Genomic DNA, 22,657 nt, shown 5'->3' with positions numbered 1-22,657 from the left:
GCCAGGCCGGTGGATAAAGAGCCGCGCGGATGAAAATCGACCCGATCCACCAGTTCAATATCGAGCCCCTCTTCACGATCGGCCATATCGGCAACCACACGATCGCCTTCACCAACTCGTCGCTCTACATGTTTCTCGCGGTGGCGGTGATTTCGCTGATGATGATCGGCGGCATGGCGAGAGGGCAGCTGGTCCCCGGGCGGCTGCAGTCGATCGCGGAAATCTCCTACGAGTTCGTCGCCACAACGATCCGCTCTACCGCCGGCTCGGAAGGCATGAAGTTCTTCCCGCTGATCTTCTCGCTGTTCATGTTCATCTGCATCTCGAACCTGATCGGCATCGTCCCCTACACATTCACGGTTTCGAGCCACATCATCGTCACCGCGGCGCTGGCCTTCCTGGTCTTCTTCACCGTTCTGATCTACGGGATCTACAAGAACGGCCTGAAGTTCTTCAAGATTTTCGTGCCCTCCGGCGTCCCGATCTACATCCTGCCGCTGGTCATGTTCATTGAAATCCTGTCGTTCTTCCTGCGGCCGGTCTCGCACAGCGTCCGTCTGTTCGCCAACATGCTGGCCGGTCACATCGCGCTGAAGGTGTTCGCGGGCTTCGTCGCCATGCTCGGCGTCTCGCTCGGCGCGCTCGGCTGGGCCGGCGGCATGCTGCCGCTGGCGCTCACCGTCGCGCTGACCGCGCTCGAACTGCTGGTCGCATTCCTGCAGGCCTACGTGTTCGCGATCCTGACCTGCATCTACCTCAACGACGCCATTCATCCGGGACACTAAGCGTCCGGGGAATTTCCACCCTCACTCTGTCTTACTTATCTCTCAAGGAGCTCTAGAAAATGGAACCGGCAGCAGCAAAACTTATCGGCGCGGGCATCGCATGCATCGGCATGGGCGGCGCGGGCGTTGGCGTGGGCATCATCTTCGGCAACTACCTCGCCGCAGCGGTGCGCAATCCTTCGGCAGCCCAGGGCCAGTTCGGCAACCTGATCTTCGGCTTCGCCGTGACCGAAGCGCTGGGCATCTTCTCGCTGCTGATCGCGCTGCTGCTGCTGTTCGTTCCGCTCTGAGCTGCACCTTCCCGCGCCGCCCGATCCGGGCGGCGCACCTGACAGCAACAGGAGAACTCCGTGGCTGAAAAGAGTCATGGTACCGGCGCCCACATGCAAGCCGACGGCGGACACGGCGGAGGATTTCCTCCGTTCGAGTCGAGCACGTTTGCTTCGCAGCTGGTGTCGCTCGTTATCGCGTTCGTCGCGCTCTATGTGATCGTATCCCGCTTTGCGCTGCCGCGCGTCGAAAGCGTGATCGACGCACGCCAGAACGCGATCGAGGGCGATCTCGCCGCAGCGCAGAAGCTGAAGGACGAGTCCGACGCTGCGCTGAAGGCGTATGAGACGGAACTCGCTTCGGCACGTTCCCGCGCGCAGGCCATCAGCAACGAGACCCGCGAGAAGCTGAACGCGGCCTCGGAAGCCGAGCGCAAGAAGCTGGAAGACCAGCTGACCATCAAGCTTGCCGCCGCCGAGAAGCAGATCGCGGCGACCCGGGAGGCCGCGATGAGCAATGTCCGCGGCATCGCCGCCGATGCGGCCGGCGCGATCGTGCAACGCCTCACCGGCGTGCTGCCCGACGGCAAAACCGTCAGCAGCGCCGTCGATGCTACGTTGAAGGGATAGCCGATGTTTGCCCAACCGGAAACCTGGGTCGCGATTGCCTTCGTCATCCTGTTCGCGCTGTTTGCCTATCTCGGCATCCACAAGACCGTGCTGACGGCGCTCGATCATCGCGCCCAGCGCATCAAGGCCGAACTCGACGACGCCAAACGTCTCAGGGAAGAGGCCGCCAAGCTGCTCGGCGAGTACCAGACCCGCCGCGCCAGCGCGGAGCGCGAGGCCGAGGAAATCATCGCCAACGCCAAGGCCGAAGCCGAACGCATCGCGGTCGAATCCAAGGCCAAGATGGAAGACTTCGTCGCCCGCCGCACCAAGACCGCCGAGAGCAAGATCGCGCTCGCCGAAGCCCAGGCGTTGGCCGATGTCCGCGCCGCCGCCGCCAATGCCGCGGTCGAAGCCGCCTCGACCATCCTGTCGCAGTCGGTCAAGGGCTCGGTCGCCGACGACCTGCTCGCCAAGGGCATTGCCGAAGTTCGCGCCAAGCTGAACTGAGCGCTTTCAACCACCTAAAAAAGCCGGCGCGAGACGATCGCGCCGGCTTTTTTTATTTCTTCTTTTTTGGCGCCGGGCGTTCGGGCTTCAGGGACTGCGGGTCGAAGCCGATATAGAAAATATAGCTGTCGCCGATGGCGCCGGGAGGCGCCGGATAGGTAAGATCCTCGGCCACCAGCGTGAACGGCTCGCTGCCGCCTTCGGTCATGTTGACGGTGGTCTGGTAGGCCTTGGTGGCGATGGTTTTTTCGGACACGCCGCCCTGCACCACCGCGACGCGGATCGGAACCTGCACCGACGACGGGGCACCGGAGGGGCCGGCAATGACGCGGCCCTGAATGCCGATCCGCGCCGTGACCACACCGCCATTGACGGTGCATTCGCGGGCCATTTTGGAGATCGTGGCCTGAAAGCGCAGGTCGTTGCCGACCGGCTGCTTGCCCGGCGCCGCGACGGCGTAAGTGGATGCGCCGGCCCTGACGGTTACCGGCGGACAGGTCAGGTCGCCGGTGTCCTGCGGCACCGCTGCCGCCGGCGCATTTGTTGCCGGCTCCTCGTCCGACTTGCCGCCGAACAGGCTCTTGAAACGATCGGTGATCGATTGCGCCGACGTCGGCGCCACCGTCACGCAGGCCAGCCCGCCCGCAACCGCCGCAGCGGCCATCACCCTGGCCAAACGATTGTCACTCATGCGACGTCCCTGATCCCATTATCTTACGTCATTGTTCCACGGCGGCCTTATAGCAGCCCAATGGCGGCGAACCCAAGGCACCCAAAAGGTCTGGAAATCAACGGTTCAGCCGCGGAAATCCTCATGCAGCAGGCCGAACAGCAGATGGTCCTGCCAGACGCCGTTGATGCAGAGATAGCGCCGCGCCAACCCCTCGCGGGTGAAGCCGCATTTCTCCAGCACCCGGATCGAGGGCGAATTGGAGGGAATGCAGGCGGCCTCGATGCGGTGCAAATTGAGCTCGCCGAACAGCGTCGGCAGCAGCACCCGCAGCCCCGCGGTCATGTAGCCGCGGCCGGCATAGGGCTCGCCGACCCAATAGCCGATCGTGCCGGCCTGCACGATGCCGCGGCGAACATTGGCGAGCGTGATGCCACCGATCATGGCGCCGTCAGAGGCGCGGAAGACGATGAACGGATAGGAGCGGTCGGCGGCGATATCTTCGGCGTAGCGGCGCAGCCGGCGGCGAAAGCCGGCGCGGGTCAGATCGTCCGACGGCCAGATCGGCTCCCACGGCGTGAGGTAGGCGCGGCTTAGTTCGCGCAATTGGGCCCATTGCAGGAAATCCGACATTTGCGGGGCGCGCAGCAGAAGCCCGTGGCCGCGCGGCATAAGCGCAGCCGGTCCACTGGTTGGCAAACGAAACAGGGCCATGCCCGCTACTCCCCGCTCCCTGCCTCAATGCAGGAGCGTCTTCGCCTTCGACCTCGTCAATCCTTCCGCAAAAGCCACCGCCGTGTCCAGCCCCCTGCCGCTGCCAAGTGCTACGACCGCCGGCCGGCTGCGGGACAGCAATGCGTGCGCTGCATTGCGGGTCGATTCGACGCTGACCGCATCGATCCGCGCCACCAGTTCTTCCACGGTCTGCGGCCGGCCATAGGCCAGCACGTGCCGCGCCAGCTGTTCGGCCCGGGAGGAGCAGCTTTCCAGCGCCATCAGAAGCCCCGCCTTCATCTGCGCCTTGGCGCGGGCGATCTCAGCCTCGGTCAAGGTTTCCACCGCCTCATTGATAACGTCGACGATCACTTCCATCATCTCCGGCGCGTCGTCGGGATCGGTGCCGGTATAGAGGCCGAAAAAGCCGGTGTCCGAATAGGGCGCATGGAAGGTGTAGATCGAATAGCACAGGCCGCGCTTCTCGCGCACTTCCTGGAACAGCCGCGACGACATTCCGCCGCCGAGCGTGTTGGTGAAGACCTGCAGCGAGAACAGCGATAGATCCGTCTGCGGCACGCCTTCGAGCGCCAGCGTCAGGTGCGCCTGTTCGAGATCACGGTGCACCACGCGCGAGCCGCCCTTGCCGAACATCGCAGGCGCCGGCTTCGGCGCGGGCGTGGCGTCGAAGCTGGCAAATCTTTGCGTCACTTCCTCGACCACGCGCTTGTGGTCGACCGCGCCCGCGGCCGCTACCACCATGTCGGGGCCGCGATAGTGCGTCGAGAGATAGCCGCGCAGCATGTCGCGATCAAAATCCTTCAGCGTCTTGGCGGTGCCCAGCAGCGAACGGCCCATCGGCTGGTCCGGAAAGCAGAGTTCGTTGAGGTGCTCGAACACGACGTCATCGGGCGTATCCTGCGCCGCGCCGATTTCCTGCACGATGACGCTCTTCTCGCGTTCGAGTTCGTCCGGCACGAAGGACGGATTGGCCAGAATGTCGGAGAGCACGTCGAGCGCGAGCGGCACGTCGGCCTTCATCACCCGGGCATAATAGGCGGTGGTTTCGGTCGAAGTGCCGGCGTTGAGATCGCCGCCGACCGCCTCGATTTCCTCGACGATCTCGCGCGAGGAGCGGCGCGTCGTGCCCTTGAAGGCCATGTGTTCCAGGAGATGCGAGATACCGTGCTCGTTCGGCTTCTCGTCACGACCGCCGACGCCGGCCCAGACGCCGAGCGCTGCCGTTTCCAGATGCGGCATGGTGTCGGTGACGATGGTCAGACCGGACGGCAGCTTGGTTACGTCAACGCTCATCCGGCAACTCCCTGCTTCGCGGCACGGCTCACCGAGCGCACGAATCGCTCCACTTCGGTTGAATCGTTTTTCATCACCGTGATGTGTTCGGATTTGGTCATGAGACCGTCGAGCCAGGCCGGCAGTTGGGGCCGCACGCCGCAGGCGGCTTCCACCGCATCGGGGAACTTGGCCGGGTGCGCGGTCGACAGCACGATATTGGGTATCCCTGAATCCGAGGTATCACGGTCCGCTACCGCCAGCGCCACCGCGGTGTGGGGATCGACGAGATCGCCGGCCTCGCGCCAGGCGGCGCGGATCGCAGCCGACGTCTCGGTCTCATCGGCGCGGCCGGCGTCGAACTCCTCGCGGATCGCGGCCAGCATGGCATCCGGCAGCACGAAACGTCCGGACTGTTTCAGCGAGCCCATCAGCCGGCGAACGCTGTCGGCGTCGCGGCGGCTCGCCTCGAACAAAAGCCGCTCGAAATTCGAGGAGATCTGGATATCCATCGAGGGCGAAGCGGAGGCGTGCACCTCGCGCACCTCATAGATGCCGGTCTTGAGCGTGCGCGGCAGGATGTCGTTGACGTTGGAGGCGATGCGCAGCCAGCGGACCGGCAGGCCCATTTTCTTGGCGACATAGCCCGCAAAGATATCGCCGAAATTGCCGGTCGGCACGGTGAAATCCACCGTGCGCGCGGGCGCGCCGAGGGCGACGGCGGAAGTGAAATAATACACCACCTGGGCTACGATCCGCGCCCAGTTGATCGAGTTGACGCCCGACAGCGAGACTGCGTCGCGAAAGCCGTGATGGTTGAACATCGCCTTCACGAGCGCCTGGCAATCGTCAAAAGTGCCTTCGATCGCGAGCGCGTGCACGTTGGCCGCGCCCGTCGTCGTCATCATCCGCCGCTGCACGTCGGAAATGCGCCCGTTCGGAAACAGCACGACCAGATCGACATTGTCGAGGCCGGCAAACGCATCGACCGCTGCGCCCCCGGTATCGCCCGAGGTCGCGACCACGATGGTGGTGCGCTGATTGCGCTTGGCCAGCACGTGATCCATCAGCCGCGAGATCAGCTGCATCGCGACGTCCTTGAACGCCAGCGTCGGGCCGTGGAACAGCTCCAGCACGAATTGATTGGGCCCGATCTGATCGAGCGGCACCACGGCCGGATGGCGGAACGTGGCGTAGGCTTCGTTCGCCATGCGTCCGAGATCGGCGTCGGAGATTTCACCCGCGGTGAACGGCCTGATCACATCGACCGCGACTTCCCAATAGGGCCTGCCGAAGAATCCGGCGATGGTCTCGGCAGAGAGCTGTGGCCAGACCTCGGGCACATAGAGGCCGCCGTCGCGGGCAAGCCCGGTCAGCATCACATCGCAGAAACCCAGGACGGGGGCCTCCCCCCGCGTCGAAATATAGCGCGTCAAACCACCCTCCAAAGGCGCAAGCCCTATGCCAAGCCTTTGATATTGATCATGAATTCATTTCGCCAAGCGCGAAGCGAGGGGCACCATAAAGCGTTTTGGGGCGAAGGGGAAATGGCATGAGGGTGAAAAAGAGAGGGGTTGGCTCTCGCGAAACACGTGCCGTCGTCCCTGCAAACGCAGGGACCCATACTCCGCGGCCGGTGTTGCTGAAAAAGACAAGATAACAAAGACCTCGCAAACCAATTACGTTCGGTGGCTATGGGTCCCTGCGGTCGCAGGGACGACGATGGACCATCGTTCCAAGGCAGCGCGAAGCCCGCGCACGTCCAGTCACCCGTATCGAAATGCCTCGACCGGATCGAGCCGTGCCGCGCGCCACGATGGATAGAGCGTCGCGAGGAATGACAGCGTCAACGCCATGATCACAACGGCGGCGGTTTCGCCGAAATCGATCTCGGCCGGCAGCTTCGACAGGAAGTAGAGTTTTGGCGGAAACAATTCGGTATTGGTGAGCCAGGAGAGAAATTGCCGGATCGATTCGATATTCAGGCAAATCAGCATGCCGACGAGAAGCCCGGTCAGCGTGCCGACCACGCCGATTGCGGCGCCCGCGATCAGGAACACGCGCATGATCGATCCTCGCGAGGCGCCCACGGTGCGCAGAATGGCGATATCGCTGCCCTTGTCCTTTACGAGCATGATCAGGCCCGAAACGATGTTCAGCGCGGCGACCAGCACGATCAGGGTCAGGATCAGAAACATGACGTTGCGCTCGACCTGAAGCGCGGCGAAAAAGGCCGAGGTGCGCCGCCGCCAATCGACCAGGAACACCGGTCGCCCGGCGGCGTCCGCCACCGGTCGTCGGAATTCGTCGACCCTGTCCGGCCTGGCATCTAGGAAAATCTCGATCGCGCTCACGTCATCGGCGCGCTTGAAATAGGCCTGCGCCTCGGCAAGCGGCAGGAAAACCATCACGGAATCATATTCCGACATGTCGGTGCTGAACACCGCCGCGACCTTGTAAGGTTTGATACGCGGCGCAATGGCCTTCGACATCACGGCTGAGTCAGGGGCGACCAGCGTGATGTTGTCGCCGGCACGCAGCGACAATTGTTCGGCAAGCCGGCGTCCGATGGCGACACCTTGTCCCTGCTCGAACGCGTCCAGCGAACCCTGCTGGATGTTGCTGGAGACGGAGGCGAGTTGGTTGAGATCGTCGGCGCGAATGCCGCGAATGAGTACGCCGGAGGAATTTTGCGCCGATGACGCCAGCGCCGGTCCGTCCACTACGGGAACGACAAGCCGGATGCCGGGAACCTGACGGATGCGTTCGGTGACGTCCTGCCAATCCGTCAGCGGCGACTCGATCGGCTGCACCACCAGATGGCCATTCATGCCGACGATCTTGTCGATCAATTCCTTGCGAAAGCCGTTCATGACGGCCATTACGATAATCAGCGTCGCCACGCCGAGCATGATGCCGAGGAAAGAGAAGCCGGCAATAACGGAGATGAAGCCTTCCTTGCGACGGGCCCGCAAGTAGCGCCCGGACAGCAGCCATTCGAACGCCGAGAACGGCAGCGGGGGCGAGGGATTCTCCATAGCCCCACTTTAGCGCGTTTTCGGTACGATTCGAACGTATGCTTCGATGAACAATTTTCATCCACCGCCATATTCCCGCCATGCGGGATCGGGTGCGGCGAACACGCCGGCGTGGGTTGCGGCGTTGCGTTGCCGCGGCCAATGCCACCCGACGATAAAGGGCCGCAAGCTGAGCTCGCGGCCCTCTCTCCTGGAAGGGTCTGTCGTTAGTCCGTGGTGCAGACCTTCATGGTTTTCATGCCGGTTTCGGCCTCCGTCTTGGTCTTGAACGTGCCGTTGTCGACGACGGTGGTGGTCGTCGTGGTCGGCTTGGTGTCGACGATCGTGCATTTCTTGGTGGTGGCGTCGCGCACCACGTAGAATTCGGCGGCGACCGCGGTTTCAACGACCGCCGATGCGGCAAAGACCAGCGTTCCGATCATCAGAAACTTCTTCAAGGGCGTCCTCCTCAGGCTTTTATATGATGCACCCGGCAACCCATGAAGCAATCAAATGTTCCGCTTTTTCCCGATCCTGATCCGCTGGCGGGTACCCTACCCGGTCCGGGAGCCGTCCAGCTGCTTGAGGTATTTGAGACCCTCGACCGCCAGCAGCTCCGTGTCGTTGTCACCCGCCTCGCAGCGCACGCGAATGAAATGCTTCAGCCGTTTCCGCAGCGTATCATTATCGGAAATTCCGCTGTTGATCAGGAGATAGACGCCCCACGCCCGTGCGCAGGCAATCTCCACGATATCCGGCTCCGCCATTCACTGCTCCTGTCATCGACCATCGGACGCGCATTGCCTATTTTTCCCGGAAACACCACAGCGGCGTTCCACGAACGGCATCGGCCGCGCGTGCCACGCGTAATGCACCACAGCGCGCGATCGCACAGTGGATCCAGGCCGCAAATGAACGGCGAAGGCGGCCTGAATGGCGCGTTGCTATTTACTTCAGGCGCGCCGGAACAAACGTTCCACCGGGAACTTGTGCCTGACGTCGCAATCACGCGAACGGGAGGACACTGAATGAGACGTATCGCCCTGATTGGTCTTGCGCTACTGGCAATGACCGCATCGGCTTCCGCCAGGCTGGGCATCGCCCCGATGGCCGCGCAGGACGGCTCCGTGATCCAGATCAAGCATGGGCGCGGCCACGGCCACGGACACATGCACCGCGGACACGGGCATCATTACGGGTGGTACAGGGGCCGCGGCCACCACAGGCATCGCCATCACCGATAAGCCTTTTCGCTGAATTCGCCTTCGTCATCCCATTGCCCGGGCGAACGCGAATTGCAGCGGCGCGAACGGGTCGCGCCTCCACGGCGCGGCCGGTTCAGCGGTCTAAAGGGTGGACGATTTAGCCACCTCAGCCGAGCCCCATCTCCACCGCGATCCGGATCAGGTCCGAATGATTCTTGGCGCCGAGCTTCTGCTTGAGCAGAGAGGTGGTGTTGGCGACCGTCTTGTAGGAAATCTCGAGCGCATCGGCGACTTCGACGATCTTGTCGCCGCGGCCGAGCAGCCGCAGGATTTCCAGTTCGCGCGCGGTCATTTGCGAGGCCGGATTGGCCTTGATCGAAGCGCCTGAGAACGTCACCGCCTCCGCCAGTTGCGGTGAAATGAAATTGTCTCCCGCCGCCACCTTGCGGACGGCCTTCACCAGCATCCTTGGATCGTCGCCCTTGGAGACATAGCCCTGCGCGCCCATCTCGATGGCGCGAACCACGAACGCCGGATCGTCGTTCATGCTGAACATGATGATCCTGGCGTGCGGATCGTCCTTGCGGATGCGCCGCATCAGTTCGAAACCGGAGACATCCGGTAGTTTGATATCGATCACCGTGACGTCGGGCCGCTTCGTCACATAGGCGCGGTGCCCGGACTTGGCGTCGGTGGCCTCGTCGATCTTCACGGAATTGTCTGACGCAAACAGCGACCGGCACCCCGACAGGACCACCGGGTGGTCGTCGACGATCAGGACCCTCGTTGCCGATCTGGTAGAATTCTGCATCCTTTAATCCCCTTCCGGAATAAATAGGCGGTTGGCGATTTTTGAAAAGAGAAATCTTGGGTTGCGGGAGTTATATAGGTCGAAATGTGGGAAAGACTTTCTCTTCGAACGCGATTGCTGCTGCCGCTCGGCTTGATGTTCGTGGCCGCGCTGCTGGCCGGAGGCGTTTCGCTCCAGATCTTTGCTACGGCGCAACTTATGGAAGAAACCGAACCGACTGCTCGCTCGGCCAGGGCCGTCGCGGCTGCGCTCAACGGTGCGCTTCAGGCCTCCAGCAATCCGCAAGCGACGCTGGAAGCATTCGTGCAATCGCTCGGCACCTCCGAAGCCATCCGGTTTCGACGCCTCGGGACCGACCTCGATGTTTATCCTCCCGAGGTGCAGACTCCGCTGGGAACGGTGCCTGACTGGTTCGTCCGCCTCCTCGTCCTACCCGAATTCAAAACCGTCTTCCCCGTGACGGTCGAGGGAAAGCAGGTCGGCGACATTGTCGTTGCGCCCGACATGTCCGCCGACATCTACGAGAAGTGGATCGGATTTCTGGCGATCGTCTGCTCCGCAATTGCCCTGATGCTGTTGACGGGCGCCTTTGCCCATTTCGCCGCGCGTTCGGTGTTGGCACCGCTGCAAAATCTGGGCGACGGCCTGACCCGAATGCGATCGGGCGAATACGAACAGCCGATTCCATCCGCCGGCGCGCCGGAGATCCGCAAGAGCGCAGAGGAAGCCAACGAACTCGCCCGCACCCTCAGTCGCCTCAGTCAGGATAACCGCAGCCTGCTGCGGCGGATCGTGTCGCTGCAGGACGACGAACGGCAGGATATGGCGCGCGAGCTTCACGACGAACTCGGGCCGCTATTGTTCGGGATCCGCGCCAACACGGTGGCGCTGCTGGAATCGATTCCCGCCGGCCAGGTGAAGTTGACGGGCGCTGCCGAGGGCATTCTGCACTCGGTCGAAACGTTGCAGCAGGCGAACCGCCGCATCCTCGACCGGCTGCGGCCGCTCTACATCCAGGAGCTCGGCCTGGAGCGAAGCATCCAGACGCTGCTGCAGAACGCGAAGGCGCAGGCGCCTGGACTCAAGGTAACGTCACAGATCGACGCTGATCTGAACGGGGTCGACGGTCTGCTGTCGCAGACGGTCTATCGCGTGATCCAGGAGGCGGTAACAAACGTGCTTCGTCACGCCAGGGCGAACGCGATGCATGTCGCGGCTGACATCAGCGGCCGCGAGGTGATCGTGCAAATATCCGACGACGGCATCGGCTTTCCGGCGGACCGGAGGTTCGGCCGGGGATTGACGGGAATGCTGGAGCGCGCGCGGGCGCTGAGCGGGACGCTTGAACTGCTGCGCGAAGAAGGCCGCACCTGCGTGCGCTGTCGGATTCCGGCCGGTGATTTCGCCGCACATGCGCGAGGCGCAGACAAAGCTGGCGATCAGTCAGCCTGACCCGCAACGCCGGCAACCGCCTGACACGACGCCTGCCCTGCAGATGCGCAGGCGGTACGCTGGATCTTGGCGTCGCGCGAAAAGGTGAACACGATGCGGACCGGCTTGCCTTCGTGGCTCAGATAGTCGAGCACGACGCCTTCGGCGGTCGGCGTGATTTCCTCCAGCCCGAAGGCGGTGGGTACGAGCGCAGTGAGACGCGGCCGCCAATAGGATTCGAGTTCGGCGCGGCCTTCGCTGACTTCGACCTCGCCGCACTGGCATTCGAGCTTGGCATCGTCGGCATAGAGGTCGAGCAACGCCGCCAGATCGCGATTCCGGCATGCGTCGAGCCAGTCGACCACCAGCGCAACCTGATCGAAATCACCGGCCAAATCCGCGATCCCATCCACGTCGAGATACCTTGTCCCGAGCGCTGACGCGGCTGACAGAGTATGGCGATCGTCGTGAATGGACACTGAACGGCCTATTGTTCGGTACGCACCGTCGAAACTCAAACGATTGTGCGGAACAAAGGTTCCTGCAACTAGTCCGGTCGAATACGGAGACGGCCGGAACTCAGGCGCGGCGCTGGCCGCGCCACCACACGCCGAAAGCGATGACAACCGCAAATGCCAGCGTGAACCAGGTGATGGCGTATTGCAGGTGATCGTCCTTGAGATGCACGGAGAGCGAGCCGGGCTTTGGAATGCCGCTCTCGGGCGCGGGCGTTTCGAGGTCGACGTAGAACGGCGCGACGGCCTTGCGCGCCTCGCCCCAGCCCAGCGCGCGCGACATCGCAAGATGATCGCGGGTGAACCAGAGCCGTTTGGCGATGCTCTCCGGCGGCGTCAGCGTGCCGGCGCTTTCCGGAAACCGGATGTAGCCGGTGAGCTCCACAGGATCGCCCGTGATCAGCCGGCCCACAGCGCGATCCTGCTGGCTGCGATCCTGCATCGTGTTCTGGACGAAGCCGGTATTGATCACGACGGTGTTGCCGTCGGTGAGTTGCGCCGGCAGGAACGCCCAGGTGCCGGGGCCGGCGACGTCGTCACGAACCGCGGAGCCAGAGCTGTAGACCATCGCATCCGGCACCGGCACGTAGGTCGCGGTAAAACTGACGCGGCGGAATTCGTCTTTGGCCGGCGTCAGCGTGTTCCATTGCGCCCGCGCCGGCAGCGCCCCAGGCGCAGCCGCGAGCCGCTCGTTCAGCATCGCAATCAGCGCGTGCTTTTCGACCCGGCGCTGCAATTGCCAGATCCCGAGGCCCGTAAAGGCCATCACCATCAGCAGCGTGAAGATGGCGAAACCGGTGACCGCCGGGCGCCGTGACGAGAGACCGGTCATTTCGGCTCGCGGTCGATCAGCCGGCCGGGCGCCGCCTTGTGATGAAACTGCAGCGCGATCAACAACGACTTCATCGAGCGCAGCGGCAGCAGCGTGGTCGCGACAATCAGCGGCAGCCACAACGCTGCATGCAGCCAGAACGGCGGCTGATACTTGATTTCAACGATCAGGGCCGCCGTGACGACGATCGCGCCCGCCAGCATGATGATGAAAATCGCAGGCCCGTCGCCGGCATCGATAAAGGCGTAGTCGAGCCCGCACGCTTCGCAATTTGGGCGCAGGTCGAGGAAGCCCGCATAGAGCTTGCCCTTGCCGCAACGCGGACAGCGGCAGGCGATGCCGCGGAGTGCGCTCTGGGTGACGGTGGGCGATTGATCAGGCGTCATACTCGTTCCTTCCCCTCTCCCCCTGTGGGAGAGGGTGGATCGAATGAGCGGAAGCTCATTCGAGACGGGTGAGGGGTCTGCGTCCGCGGAAAGAACCCCTGATCCGCCTTGCCTTCGGCAAGGCACCTTCTCCCGCAAGGGGAGAAGGGAAGAAAGAAAAAGGGGCGGTCTTTCCGACCGCCCCCATTGTAGCACGTCAGGGCTGTATCAGTGCCCGCCGGCCACGGCCCCCGCGCCGCGGAACCAAACGTAGATGCAGATGAACAGGAACAGCCACACCACGTCGACGAAGTGCCAGTACCAGGCAGCGAATTCGAAGCCGAGATGCTGGGTGGGCGTGAAGTGACCGGCATAGGTGCGGATCAGGCAGACCAGCAGGAACACGGTGCCAACCAGCACATGAAAACCGTGGAAGCCGGTCGCCATGAAGAAGGTCGCGCCGTAGACGTTGCCGGAGAAGTGGAAGGTCGCGTGGGCGTATTCATAGGCCTGCACGCAGGTGAAGGCGGCCCCGAGCAGCACGGTGAGGATCAGGCCGTATTTCAGGCCCTGGCGGTCGTTCTCGAGCAGCGCGTGATGCGCCCAGGTGACGGTTGTGCCCGAGGTCAGCAGCAAGAGCGTGTTGAGCAGCGGCAGATGCCAGGGGTCGAAGGTCTCGATGCCCTTCGGCGGCCAGGTGCCCGGCACGCTGCAGGCGCCCATCGCCGTTCCGGCGCCGCAGCCGAACACGGCATCGCGGGTGGCGTGGACCGCGTCGGCGGGGAACAGCGCCGAGTTGAAGAAGGCCCAGAACCAGGCGACGAAGAACATCACCTCGGAGGCGATGAATAGGATCATGCCGTAGCGATGGCTGATCTGCACCACGCGGGTATGGTCGCCCTTGTACTGGGCTTCGCGGATCACGTCGCCCCACCAGCTCGCCATGGTGTAGAGCACGCCGATGGTGCCGGCGCCGAAGATGAACGGCGCAGCGGCGGTCATGTGGTGCATCCAGGTGATCGCACCCACCGCCATGATGAAGGCCGAGATCGAGCCGACCACCGGCCACGGGCTCGGATCGACGAGGTGGTAGTCGTGCTGCTTCGCGTGCGCCGTAGCCATTGCGGTCTCTCCGTTAGGTGTGCCGTTCCCTTCGGCACATATTCGTCTCAAATTTCAAATCCGAAATCCCGTTAGATACGGAACTCCTGGTTCACGAGTTTCCTGACACAAACTTCGCGTTACAAGTTTCCCTTGCGCTTGTCGGCTTCGCCGGCCGCGACCGGCTTCGGCGCGGTCTCGCGCACGGGATAGAAGGTGTAGGATAGCGTGATGGTATTCAGGCCGTCGTTCTCGCTCTCCTTGGCAAGCTGCGGATCGACGTAGAACACCACGGGCATCTCGCGCTTCTCGCCCGGGCCCATGGTCTGTTCGGTGAAGCAGAAGCAGTTGATCTTCTGGAAATAGGCGCCGACCGTCAGCGGCGCGACGTTGTAGGCCGCAACTCCGGTGGTGGTGCGCGCGGCCTGGTTGGTCACGGTATAGAACACGGTGACGACTTCGCCGATCCGGACCTCGATCTCGTTCTGCTCGGGCTCGAATTTCCAGGGCAGGCCAGGGCCGACATTGGCGTCGAACCGCACGGAAATCTTTCGTGCCAACGGCGCGTCCGACGGTGCCGCGGTCGCGACCTGAGTGGTGCCGTTGAAACCGGTAGCGCGGCAGAACCAGTCGTAGAACGGCACGGCGGCATAGGAGGCGCCGACCATCAGCACGACGACGAAGCCGCAGATCGAGGCGACCACCGCATCGCGCGTCAGCGTACGGCGCGAAGCGGCCTTGCCGCTCCCGCTCCCCGTCACGCCCTCACCCATCTGCGGTTTGCTTTCCATCTCAACTACATTCAGAGGCTACATGGGCCGGACGAGAACAGCCGGCCCCTTGACCATGGTGACCGCGAAGAACAGCACGACGAGGACGCCGAGCGCGAGCGCAATGGCGATCGAGCGCTGGCGGCGGCTTCTTTTCTGCGCCTCGGTGAGGACGATTCCATCTGGCTTCCGATTGTCGTCCATACGCTTTCCATGCGCCCCCTACCCGAGAAGAGGTGCGGCCGCGCGGACCACGACCTCGAGCAGGAGGGTCGCAAACAGCGCGAACAGATACAGGATCGAGAAGGCAAACAGCCGGCGTGTCGCGCGCTGCGCCCTCTTGCCTTCACGGTAACGGTAGACCTCGATGGCCAGCCACATCATGCCGGCGCCGAGCACCAGCGAGGTGACGCCATAGATCGCGTCGAAATAGCCGAGCGGCCAGGGCGCGACGGCGATCGCGACCAGCACGATGGTATAGAGCAGGATCTGCAGCCGCGTCGCATCCGGCCCGGCGACGACGGGCAGCATCGGAATGCCGGCGCGGGCATAGTCGTCGGAACGAAACAGCGCCAGCGCCCAGAAATGCGGCGGGGTCCAGAAGAAGATGATGAGGAACAGCAGCAGCGGCTCCATCGACAGCGAGCCGGTGGCCGCGGCCCACGCCACGACCGGCGGCAGCGCACCCGCAGCCCCACCGATCACGATGTTCTGCGCCGTCCAGCGCTTCAGCCACATGGTGTAGACCACCACATAAAAGAAGATCGTGAACGCCAAGAGCGCGCCGGCCAGCAAATTGACGAGGATGCCGAGCGTCAGCACCGAGAAGAACGCCAGGATCAGGCCGAACGCCATGGCTTCGCCCGGCGTGATGCGTCCGCGCGGGATCGGCCGGTTGGCGGTGCGCGACATCAATGCGTCGATGTCGCCTTCATAGGCCATGTTCATCGCGCCCGAGGCGCCGGCCCCGACCGCGATGCAGAGGATGGCGGTGAACGCCAGAACGGGGTGAACGTGGCCAGGCGCGATGACGAGGCCGACCAGTGCCGTGAAGATCACGAGCGACATCACCCGCGGCTTCAGCAGCGCGAGGTAGTCACCGACCTCCGCCTCGGAAATCCGGGGGAGAACATCGATGGCGTTGTGATCGACTACCGACAAGATTTATCTCGCTTCACTAAAGCAGCGGCGCGCAAGGAATAGCGCGCCGCGAATAACCGCTTACTGCACGCGCGGCAGCACTTCGAACTGGTGGAAGGGCGGCGGCGACGGCAGCGTCCATTCCAGCGTGGTGGCGCCCGCGCCCCACGGATTGGCCGCGGCCACCCGCTTCTTCGCGAAGGCATCGTACACGCCGTAGATGAAGATCAGCACGCCGAAGCCGGAGATGTAGGAGCCGTACGACGAGATCATGTTCCAGCCGGCGAACGCGTCCGGATAGTCGACATAGCGGCGCGGCATGCCGGACAGGCCGAGGAAGTGCTGCGGGAAGAACACCAGGTTGACGCCGATGAAGGTGAACCAGAAGTGCAGCTTGCCGATCGTTTCCGAGTACATGTAGCCCGACATTTTCGGGAACCAGTAGTACCAGCCGGCGAAGATGCCGAACACGGCACCGAGCGACAGCACGTAGTGGAAGTGCGCGACCACGTAGTAGGTTTCCTGCAGCACACGGTCGACGCCGGCATTGGCCAGCACGACGCCGGTGACGCCACCGAGCGTGAACAGGAAGATGAAGCCGATCGCCCACAGCATCGGCGTCTTGAACTCGATCGAACCGCCCCACATCGTGGCGATCCAGGAGAAGATCTTCACGCCGGTCGGCACCGCGATCACCATGGTGGCGGCGACGAAATAGGCCTGCGTCGCGCTGGACATGCCGACCGTGTACATGTGGTGCGCCCACACCACGAAGCCGATGCCGCCGATCGCGACCATGGCGTAGGCCATGCCGAGATAGCCGAACACGGGCTTCTTCGAGAAGGTGGAGACGATCTGGCTGATCATGCCGAACGCGGGCAGGATCAGGATATACACTTCGGGGTGGCCGAAGAACCAGAACAGATGCTGGAACAGCAGCGGGTCGCCGCCGCCGTCGGCGGAGAAGAAGGTGGTGCCGAAATTGCGGTCGGTGAGCAGCATGGTGATGGCGCCGGCGAGCACCGGCAGCGACAGCAGCAGCAGGAACACCGTCACCAGGATCGACCAGACGAACAGCGGCATCTTGTGCAGGGTCATGCCCGGCGCGCGCATGTTGAAGATCGTGGTGATGAAGTTGATGGCGCCCAGAATCGACGAGGCGCCGGCCAGATGCAGCGACAGGATCGCGAAATCCACCGCCGGTCCCGGATGGCCCGAGGTCGACAGCGGCGCGTACATGGTCCAGCCCGCGCCGACGCCATTGGCGCCCGGCTCGCCTTCGACGAAGGTCGACAACAACAGCAGCGCGAACGAGGCCGGCAGCAGCCAGAACGAGATGTTGTTCATGCGCGGGAACGCCATGTCAGGCGCGCCGATCATCAGTGGCACGAACCAGTTGCCGAAGCCGCCGATCATCGCCGGCATCACCATGAAGAAGATCATGATCAGGCCGTGCGAGGTCACGAACACATTGTAGGTGTGCGTTTCGTGGAAGAACTGGACGCCGGGATACATCAGCTCGACGCGGATCGCGATCGACATCGCCGCCCCGATGCAGCCCGCGATGATCGCGAAGATAAGGTACATCGTGCCGATGTCCTTATGGTTCGTCGAATAGACCCAGCGCTGCCATCCGGTCGGATTGGCATGAGCGTGATCGTCATGGGCGTGATCGTCGTGTGTCGTCGTTGCCATTTTGAAATCCTGCCTTGCAGTCCCTTTTCGGACCCTTTCAGGTCCCGTCGCCCTTGTCCCTGCTTGTCCCTTGGCCGCGCCTTACTGCGCGGCCTGGCTACCAGCCGCAGCGAACGTGTTCGCCGGATTGGTCGCATATTTCTTCTTCGCCGCCTCAACCCAGGTCGCGAATTCCTGATCGTTCACCACCCGCACCGCGATCGGCATGAAGGCGTGGTCCTTGCCGCACAGTTCCGAGCACTGGCCGTAATACATGCCGACCTTGGTGGCCTTGAACCAGGTCTCGTTCAGGCGGCCGGGGATCGAGTCGATCTTGATGCCGAACGACGGCACCGCGAACGCGTGAATGACGTCGGCGCCGGTGGTCTGGACCCGGATCACCTTGTTGACCGGCACCACCATCTCGTTGTCGACGCCGAGCAGGCGCGGCTGCTTGTCCTGTGCCAGCAGCGAATCGAATTCGAACTTGCCGTTATCCGGATAGGCGTAGCTCCAGTACCATTGCTTGCCGGTGGCCTTCACCGTGAGGTCGGCCTTGGGAATGTCGAGCTGCTGGAACAGCAGGCGGAACGACGGCACCGCGATGGCGACCAGGATCAGCACCGGAATCAGCGTCCAGGCCACCTCGATCAGCGTGTTGTGGGTGGTCCTGGAGGGGACCGGATTGGCCTTGGCGTTGAACTTCACCACCACGATGACCAGAAGCGCCAGCACGAACAGGGTGATCACCGTGATGATCACCAGCAGCAAATTATGGAAGCTGATGATGTTTTCCATCACCGGAGAGGCGGCTGGCTGCAGCGTCATTTCCCACGGCTGCGGCTGCGCCGCCAAAGCCATCCCGCCGGCTGCGAGCGTCATGCCCGCCACCGTCAACCCCAGCAATCGCCGGCCCATCTGGCCACTCGACATCTTCATGCCGCTCGCGCTCCCTTGAATAAGTCCCCAAAGCACTCCCGCCGAATGGCGGAAAATGCCGCACGATCCGCCCTCACAAACGGCCTACCGGAGGTACTTTTGGAAGTACACCTTCAAAAGTACCTGCAACAGCATTGCGACAGTACCTCGGGCCAGATCGTTAGAACGCGTCGAAATCCAGCCTCTCAAACCATAATTCCAAGGCTCTCGCAATGCAGTAGTAGGGCACAACGCCATGCGTCACCTGCTATTCGCCGGATGTCTGATTTTCCCGGCAATTCAGGCAAAACCCGCCGCATTGCGGAGCCTCGGCGCTTGACAGCCCGATTGCCGGATGTAGGCACAGTTGGCGCGGTCCCGAGCGGCCTGATTCGCGGCACGGACCGGATAAGGCCTGGACGGCGTGGATTGGCCGCAGGCCGCCTTTAAGGCGCCGTCATTGCGTATCAGTCCGGGTAAGTCCAGTTACAAGACGGGGCTTGCCGGCATGGGCCGGAAATGTCACCGGCACAGCCGGAAATCGCAAGAGGATCGACCCAGATGGGGCGTTCGATACATCAGTCGGGAGTTGGCATGGAACCGGCCCGCTGGCTCGGCGGCCTGCTCGCCGCAGCCTTCCTGTTCGGCCTGACCCAGGCGGCGAGCGCCCAAGGCGCGGTGCGCTCGGTTCATGGCGACTGGCAGATCCGCTGCGACACCCCGCCGGGCGCCCAGGGCGAACAATGCGCCCTGATCCAGAGCGTGGTGGCCGAGGACCGCTCCAACGCCGGCCTCACCGTGATCGTGCTCAAGACGGCCGACCAGAAGAGCAAGCTGATGCGGGTCGTGGCGCCGCTCGGCGTGTTGCTGCCCTCCGGCCTCGGCCTGAAACTCGACAACCAGGACGTCGGCCGCGCCGGCTTTGTCCGCTGCCTGCCCAATGGCTGCGTCGCGGAGGTGGTGATGGACGAGAAGCTGCTCGGGCAGCTCCGGTCGGCCAAAACCGCAACTTTTATTATTTTTGAGACGCCCGAAGAGGGCATCGGCTTTCCGCTCAGCCTGAACGGGCTCGGCGAGGGGTATGACAAGCTGCCGTGAGGGTAGTTGCCGCTAGAACAGAATGGCCATCAAGACCACGTTTTCGTAGGCATCATCGACCCTGGTGGCGTTGCGCTGCAAGCCTTCGATCTCGAAGCCGACCCTCTCGTAGAGCGCTATCGCGCCTACGTTGTTTTCCCGAGCCGATAACTCGACGCGATTGAGCCCGAAGGCCCGCGCCGCGGCGAGTTTCTGCCGGATCAAGCGATCGCCCAGCCCCCGCCCCCGGAATTCCGGCAACAGGCCCATGCCGAGAACGCCGACATGGGCATAAATCGGCCTTGGCTTGGGCACGACGTCGCACCAGCCGACAACCTGGCCGGCCGACACTGCGACCAGTTGCGGATAACCGTGGGTGATATTGTCGAGAACGAAGGCCCGCACCGACTCAAGCGGTGGGGCTTCCAGAAACGAGAGATAGCGCCGCTCCCGCGCGACGAAATCGAGGGCTTCATGAAAGCTTTCGATATGGTCTTGCGTTATCGGAACAATTTCGACTGAAGCCATCGTCTCGGCAACGTGTTGACCCCGCCCCTCGCGGAATGGCCGGGAAACAACTATCTTGGATGTGCCCCTCCGACAACGGACTGATTTGATGACCAATCCCGCTACAACCTCCCTTCTCGACCGCGCCAACCTCGACCGCGACGCCGTCCGACGTGAGATTACCCGGGGGCTGGCCGGCGCTGACGACGGCGAGCTGTTCCTGGAATACGGCCAGACCGAAGCGCTCGGTTTTGACAATGGCCGGCTGAAGCAGGCGACCTACGACACCAGCCAGGGGTTTGGCCTGCGTGCGGTGAAGGACGATGTGGTCGGCTACGCGCATTCCTCCGACGTGTCGCTGCCGGCGCTGATCCGCGCGGCGGACGCGGTGGCGGCCGTGCGCGGTGGCTACAGCGGCCATTTCGCCGCCGCGCCGGCGCACACCAATGTGCGGCTCTATGGCGACGACAATCCGCTGGATGCCCCGGGGTTCGAGGCCAAGGTAAAACTGCTGGCCGAGATCGACGCCTATGTCCGCGACAAGGATCCGCGGGTGAGGCAGGCTTCCATCAGCCTGGGCGCCACCTGGCAGGTCGTCGAAATTCTCCGCCCCGACGGCGAGAGCTATCGCGACATCCGCCCGCTGGTGCGGGTCAACATTTCCGTGGTCGCCGGCCAGGGCGACCGGCAGGAGAGCGGCAGCAAGGGTTATGGCGGCCGCGAGGGCTATGCCCGCTTCATCGAGACCAAGGCGTGGCGCGAGGCCGCCGACGGCGCGATCCGCGAGGCGCTGGTCAATCTGGAATCGGTCCCCGCCCCCGCCGGCGAGATGGACGTGGTGCTGGGCGCCGGCTGGCCCGGCGTGATGCTGCACGAAGCGGTTGGTCATGGCCTCGAAGGCGACTTCAACCGCAAGCAGACCTCGGCCTTCGCAGGCCTGATGGGCAAGCAGGTCGCGGCCAAGGGCGTCACGGTTGTGGACGACGGCACCATGGCCTCGCGGCGCGGTTCTCTTTCCATTGACGACGAGGGCACCCCGACCAACCGCACCGTGCTGATCGAGGACGGCATTCTGGTCGGCTACATGCAGGACCGCCAGAACGCGCGGCTGATGAACATGAAGCCGACCGGCAACGGCCGCCGGCAGAGCTACGCCCATGTGCCGATGCCGCGCATGACCAATACCTACATGCTGGCGGGACAGCGCGACCCGGCGGAAATTCTGGCGTCGGTGAAGAACGGCATCTACGCCGCGAATTTCGGCGGCGGCCAGGTCGACATCACCTCGGGCAAATATGTGTTCCAGTGCACCGAGGCCTACAAGATCGAGAACGGCAAGCTCGGCGCGCCTTTGAAGGGTGCGATGCTGATCGGCAACGGGCCGACCGACCTGCATCGCATCACTATGGTCGGCAACGACCTCGCGCTCGATAACGGCATCGGCACTTGCGGCAAGAATGGCCAGGGCGTGCCGGTTGGCGTCGGCCAGCCGACGCTACGGATGGAAAAGATTACGGTCGGAGGAACGGGCGCATGAGCGAGAAGGTGACGAGCGACCAGAACAAGGACGGCGCGGGCGCCAAGCCTGTTAGCTGGCGTGCGCAGGCCGTGCAGCTGGCGGCGATCGTGGCCGTCGTGTTCGTTGCCAAGGGCGCGCTGGCCGAGCCGTTTTACGTGCCGTCCGGCTCGATGGAGCCGACGCTTTTGATCGGCGATGCGCTGCTGGCCTCGAAATTCCCTTACGGCTACGGCGCGGCGTCGCTGCCGATCCAGATCACGCTGCCGGAAACCGGCCGCCTGTTCGGCGACACGCCCAAGCGCGGCGACGTCGTCGTGTTCCGCTGGCCGGGCGACCGCTCGCAGGCCTGGGTCAAGCGCGTGGTGGGATTGCCGGGCGACCGTATCCAGTTGCGACAAGGCCAGCTTTTCATCAACGACCACGCCGCCGCATTGAAGCCCGACGGGATGGGTGAAGCGGAAGACGATCGCGGCAGCACCGAACAGGCCTATCGCTTTGTCGAAACGCTGCCGAACGGCGTCAGCCACGCGATCTTCAAGATGCGCGACAACGGCCGGCTCGACAACACGCCCGAGGTGACGGTGCCGCCGGGCAAGCTGTTCGTGCTCGGCGACAACAGGGACAATTCCGCCGACAGCCGCGTCGCGGTGCGCGACGGCGGCGTCGGACTGTTGCCGATCGACAATCTGATCGGCCGGGCGGATGCCGTGGTCGGCTCCTGGGATCTCGGCATGCGCAGCCAGCCGATGTGGACATGGCTGTCGGGTTTCCGGCTGGCGCGGTTTTTCACCCCCGTGCAGTGAGGACGTAGCCCGGATGAGAACGTAGGGTGGGCAAGGGCGCGCACGCGCCGTGCCCACCATCTCTCAATTCCGCGACATCAATGGTGGGCACGCTTCGCTTTGCCCACCCTACGGTCCCAGTG

Annotated in this window: 27 protein-coding genes; 9 read left to right on the top strand and 18 right to left on the bottom strand. The window is 63.5% G+C overall.

Annotated features, from left to right (window positions below):
- The first annotated feature begins 29 nt into the window (after positions 1–29).
- The 4 genes from ACPPVP_RS04650 (at position 30) to ACPPVP_RS04635 (ending at position 2,173) form a co-directional block, all read left to right on the top strand.
- Positions 30–785: a F0F1 ATP synthase subunit A gene (locus tag ACPPVP_RS04650; RefSeq protein WP_426531723.1), complete on the top strand. Its 756-nt coding sequence runs from the start codon at positions 30–32 to the stop codon at positions 783–785.
- A gap of 59 nt (positions 786–844) precedes the next feature.
- Entirely contained in the window at positions 845–1,075 is a 231-nt protein-coding gene (locus tag ACPPVP_RS04645) for a F0F1 ATP synthase subunit C (RefSeq protein WP_016847054.1), read from the top strand.
- A 93-nt stretch (positions 1,076–1,168) separates the two neighbouring features.
- Positions 1,169–1,684, top strand: coding sequence for a F0F1 ATP synthase subunit B' (locus tag ACPPVP_RS04640; RefSeq protein WP_426537672.1), 516 nt, complete (start codon positions 1,169–1,171; stop codon positions 1,682–1,684).
- A 3-nt stretch (positions 1,685–1,687) separates the two neighbouring features.
- On the top strand, positions 1,688–2,173 hold the full coding sequence (locus ACPPVP_RS04635) for an ATP F0F1 synthase subunit B (protein ID WP_426531721.1): 486 nt from the start codon (positions 1,688–1,690) through the stop codon (positions 2,171–2,173).
- A 52-nt stretch (positions 2,174–2,225) separates the two neighbouring features.
- Here ACPPVP_RS04635 and ACPPVP_RS04630 read toward each other — a convergent pair whose 3' ends face one another.
- From ACPPVP_RS04630 to ACPPVP_RS04600, 7 genes are all read right to left on the bottom strand, one after another.
- Complete coding sequence (locus ACPPVP_RS04630; protein WP_426531720.1) at positions 2,226–2,864, bottom strand: hypothetical protein; 639 nt, start codon at positions 2,862–2,864, stop codon at positions 2,226–2,228.
- Positions 2,865–2,969: 105 nt separating this feature from the next.
- The gene (locus ACPPVP_RS04625) at positions 2,970–3,557 is read right to left on the bottom strand and encodes a GNAT family N-acetyltransferase (protein WP_426531718.1); all 588 of its coding nucleotides are present in this window, start codon (positions 3,555–3,557) and stop codon (positions 2,970–2,972) included.
- Between the two features lie 24 nt (positions 3,558–3,581).
- Complete coding sequence (locus ACPPVP_RS04620; protein ID WP_426531716.1) at positions 3,582–4,871, bottom strand: M16 family metallopeptidase; 1,290 nt, start codon at positions 4,869–4,871, stop codon at positions 3,582–3,584.
- Entirely contained in the window at positions 4,868–6,286 is a 1,419-nt protein-coding gene (gene thrC / locus ACPPVP_RS04615; RefSeq protein WP_426531714.1) for a threonine synthase, read from the bottom strand. The genes ACPPVP_RS04620 and thrC overlap by 4 nt, the downstream gene beginning before the upstream one ends.
- Before the next feature lie 330 nt (positions 6,287–6,616).
- The gene (locus ACPPVP_RS04610) at positions 6,617–7,888 is read right to left on the bottom strand and encodes a lipoprotein-releasing ABC transporter permease subunit (protein ID WP_426531713.1); all 1,272 of its coding nucleotides are present in this window, start codon (positions 7,886–7,888) and stop codon (positions 6,617–6,619) included.
- A 206-nt stretch (positions 7,889–8,094) separates the two neighbouring features.
- Entirely contained in the window at positions 8,095–8,310 is a 216-nt protein-coding gene (locus tag ACPPVP_RS04605; RefSeq protein ID WP_426537670.1) for a hypothetical protein, read from the bottom strand.
- 111 nt (positions 8,311–8,421) lie between these two features.
- The gene (locus ACPPVP_RS04600) at positions 8,422–8,634 is read right to left on the bottom strand and encodes a hypothetical protein (RefSeq protein WP_426531712.1); all 213 of its coding nucleotides are present in this window, start codon (positions 8,632–8,634) and stop codon (positions 8,422–8,424) included.
- 261 nt (positions 8,635–8,895) lie between these two features.
- On the opposite strand from ACPPVP_RS04600, the gene ACPPVP_RS04595 reads away from it, so the two are divergent.
- Positions 8,896–9,111 carry a hypothetical protein gene (locus ACPPVP_RS04595; RefSeq protein ID WP_426531710.1) on the top strand — a complete coding sequence of 72 codons (216 nt, stop codon included), beginning with the start codon at positions 8,896–8,898 and terminating at the stop codon, positions 9,109–9,111.
- 127 nt (positions 9,112–9,238) lie between these two features.
- Here the strand turns inward: ACPPVP_RS04595 and ACPPVP_RS04590 are convergent, their stop codons facing one another.
- Positions 9,239–9,883: a response regulator transcription factor gene (locus ACPPVP_RS04590; RefSeq protein ID WP_426531709.1), complete on the bottom strand. Its 645-nt coding sequence runs from the start codon at positions 9,881–9,883 to the stop codon at positions 9,239–9,241.
- 84 nt (positions 9,884–9,967) lie between these two features.
- Here ACPPVP_RS04590 and ACPPVP_RS04585 point away from each other — a divergent pair, with 84 nt between their 5' ends.
- The gene (locus ACPPVP_RS04585; RefSeq protein WP_426531708.1) at positions 9,968–11,335 is read left to right on the top strand and encodes a histidine kinase; all 1,368 of its coding nucleotides are present in this window, start codon (positions 9,968–9,970) and stop codon (positions 11,333–11,335) included.
- On the opposite strand, the gene ACPPVP_RS04580 is transcribed toward ACPPVP_RS04585, so the two are convergent.
- From ACPPVP_RS04580 to coxB, 9 genes are all read right to left on the bottom strand, one after another.
- Positions 11,323–11,727: a nuclear transport factor 2 family protein gene (locus ACPPVP_RS04580; RefSeq protein ID WP_426531707.1), complete on the bottom strand. Its 405-nt coding sequence runs from the start codon at positions 11,725–11,727 to the stop codon at positions 11,323–11,325. The genes ACPPVP_RS04585 and ACPPVP_RS04580 overlap by 13 nt on opposite strands.
- A 166-nt stretch (positions 11,728–11,893) precedes the next feature.
- Positions 11,894–12,661: an SURF1 family protein gene (locus ACPPVP_RS04575; protein WP_426531705.1), complete on the bottom strand. Its 768-nt coding sequence runs from the start codon at positions 12,659–12,661 to the stop codon at positions 11,894–11,896.
- The gene (locus tag ACPPVP_RS04570) at positions 12,658–13,047 is read right to left on the bottom strand and encodes a DUF983 domain-containing protein (RefSeq protein WP_426531704.1); all 390 of its coding nucleotides are present in this window, start codon (positions 13,045–13,047) and stop codon (positions 12,658–12,660) included. The genes ACPPVP_RS04575 and ACPPVP_RS04570 overlap by 4 nt, the downstream gene beginning before the upstream one ends.
- 207 nt (positions 13,048–13,254) lie before the next feature.
- The gene (locus ACPPVP_RS04565; RefSeq protein ID WP_426531702.1) at positions 13,255–14,148 is read right to left on the bottom strand and encodes a cytochrome c oxidase subunit 3; all 894 of its coding nucleotides are present in this window, start codon (positions 14,146–14,148) and stop codon (positions 13,255–13,257) included.
- A 119-nt stretch (positions 14,149–14,267) separates the two neighbouring features.
- Positions 14,268–14,900, bottom strand: coding sequence for a cytochrome c oxidase assembly protein (locus ACPPVP_RS04560; RefSeq protein ID WP_426537668.1), 633 nt, complete (start codon positions 14,898–14,900; stop codon positions 14,268–14,270).
- 36 nt (positions 14,901–14,936) lie between these two features.
- Entirely contained in the window at positions 14,937–15,101 is a 165-nt protein-coding gene (locus ACPPVP_RS04555; RefSeq protein ID WP_108522215.1) for a CoxF protein, read from the bottom strand.
- An 18-nt stretch (positions 15,102–15,119) separates the two neighbouring features.
- A complete protein-coding gene (locus ACPPVP_RS04550) occupies positions 15,120–16,058 on the bottom strand; it encodes a heme o synthase (RefSeq protein ID WP_426531700.1) in 939 nt (312 codons plus the stop codon).
- Positions 16,059–16,118: 60 nt separating this feature from the next.
- The gene (gene ctaD, locus ACPPVP_RS04545) at positions 16,119–17,732 is read right to left on the bottom strand and encodes a cytochrome c oxidase subunit I (RefSeq protein ID WP_426531699.1); all 1,614 of its coding nucleotides are present in this window, start codon (positions 17,730–17,732) and stop codon (positions 16,119–16,121) included.
- Positions 17,733–17,813: 81 nt separating this feature from the next.
- Entirely contained in the window at positions 17,814–18,650 is an 837-nt protein-coding gene (gene coxB, locus ACPPVP_RS04540) for a cytochrome c oxidase subunit II (RefSeq protein WP_426531697.1), read from the bottom strand.
- 573 nt (positions 18,651–19,223) lie between these two features.
- Here coxB and ACPPVP_RS04535 point away from each other — a divergent pair.
- Positions 19,224–19,727, top strand: coding sequence for an invasion associated locus B family protein (locus tag ACPPVP_RS04535; protein WP_426531695.1), 504 nt, complete (start codon positions 19,224–19,226; stop codon positions 19,725–19,727).
- 12 nt (positions 19,728–19,739) lie between these two features.
- Here ACPPVP_RS04535 and ACPPVP_RS04530 read toward each other — a convergent pair whose 3' ends face one another.
- Positions 19,740–20,234 carry an N-acetyltransferase family protein gene (locus ACPPVP_RS04530; protein WP_426531693.1) on the bottom strand — a complete coding sequence of 165 codons (495 nt, stop codon included), beginning with the start codon at positions 20,232–20,234 and terminating at the stop codon, positions 19,740–19,742.
- Positions 20,235–20,322: 88 nt separating this feature from the next.
- Here ACPPVP_RS04530 and tldD point away from each other — a divergent pair, with 88 nt between their 5' ends.
- Positions 20,323–21,750 carry a metalloprotease TldD gene (gene tldD / locus ACPPVP_RS04525; RefSeq protein ID WP_426531691.1) on the top strand — a complete coding sequence of 476 codons (1,428 nt, stop codon included), beginning with the start codon at positions 20,323–20,325 and terminating at the stop codon, positions 21,748–21,750.
- A complete protein-coding gene (lepB, locus tag ACPPVP_RS04520) occupies positions 21,747–22,535 on the top strand; it encodes a signal peptidase I (RefSeq protein WP_426531689.1) in 789 nt (262 codons plus the stop codon). The genes tldD and lepB overlap by 4 nt, the downstream gene beginning before the upstream one ends.
- The last annotated feature ends 122 nt before the right edge of the window (positions 22,536–22,657 follow it).

The sequence above is a fragment of the Bradyrhizobium sp. McL0615 genome, from assembly GCF_049993905.1.
GTDB lineage: Bacteria > Pseudomonadota > Alphaproteobacteria > Rhizobiales > Xanthobacteraceae > Bradyrhizobium.
Note: the sequence above shows the minus strand (reverse complement) of the source record. Positions and strands in the feature narration are given on the sequence as shown.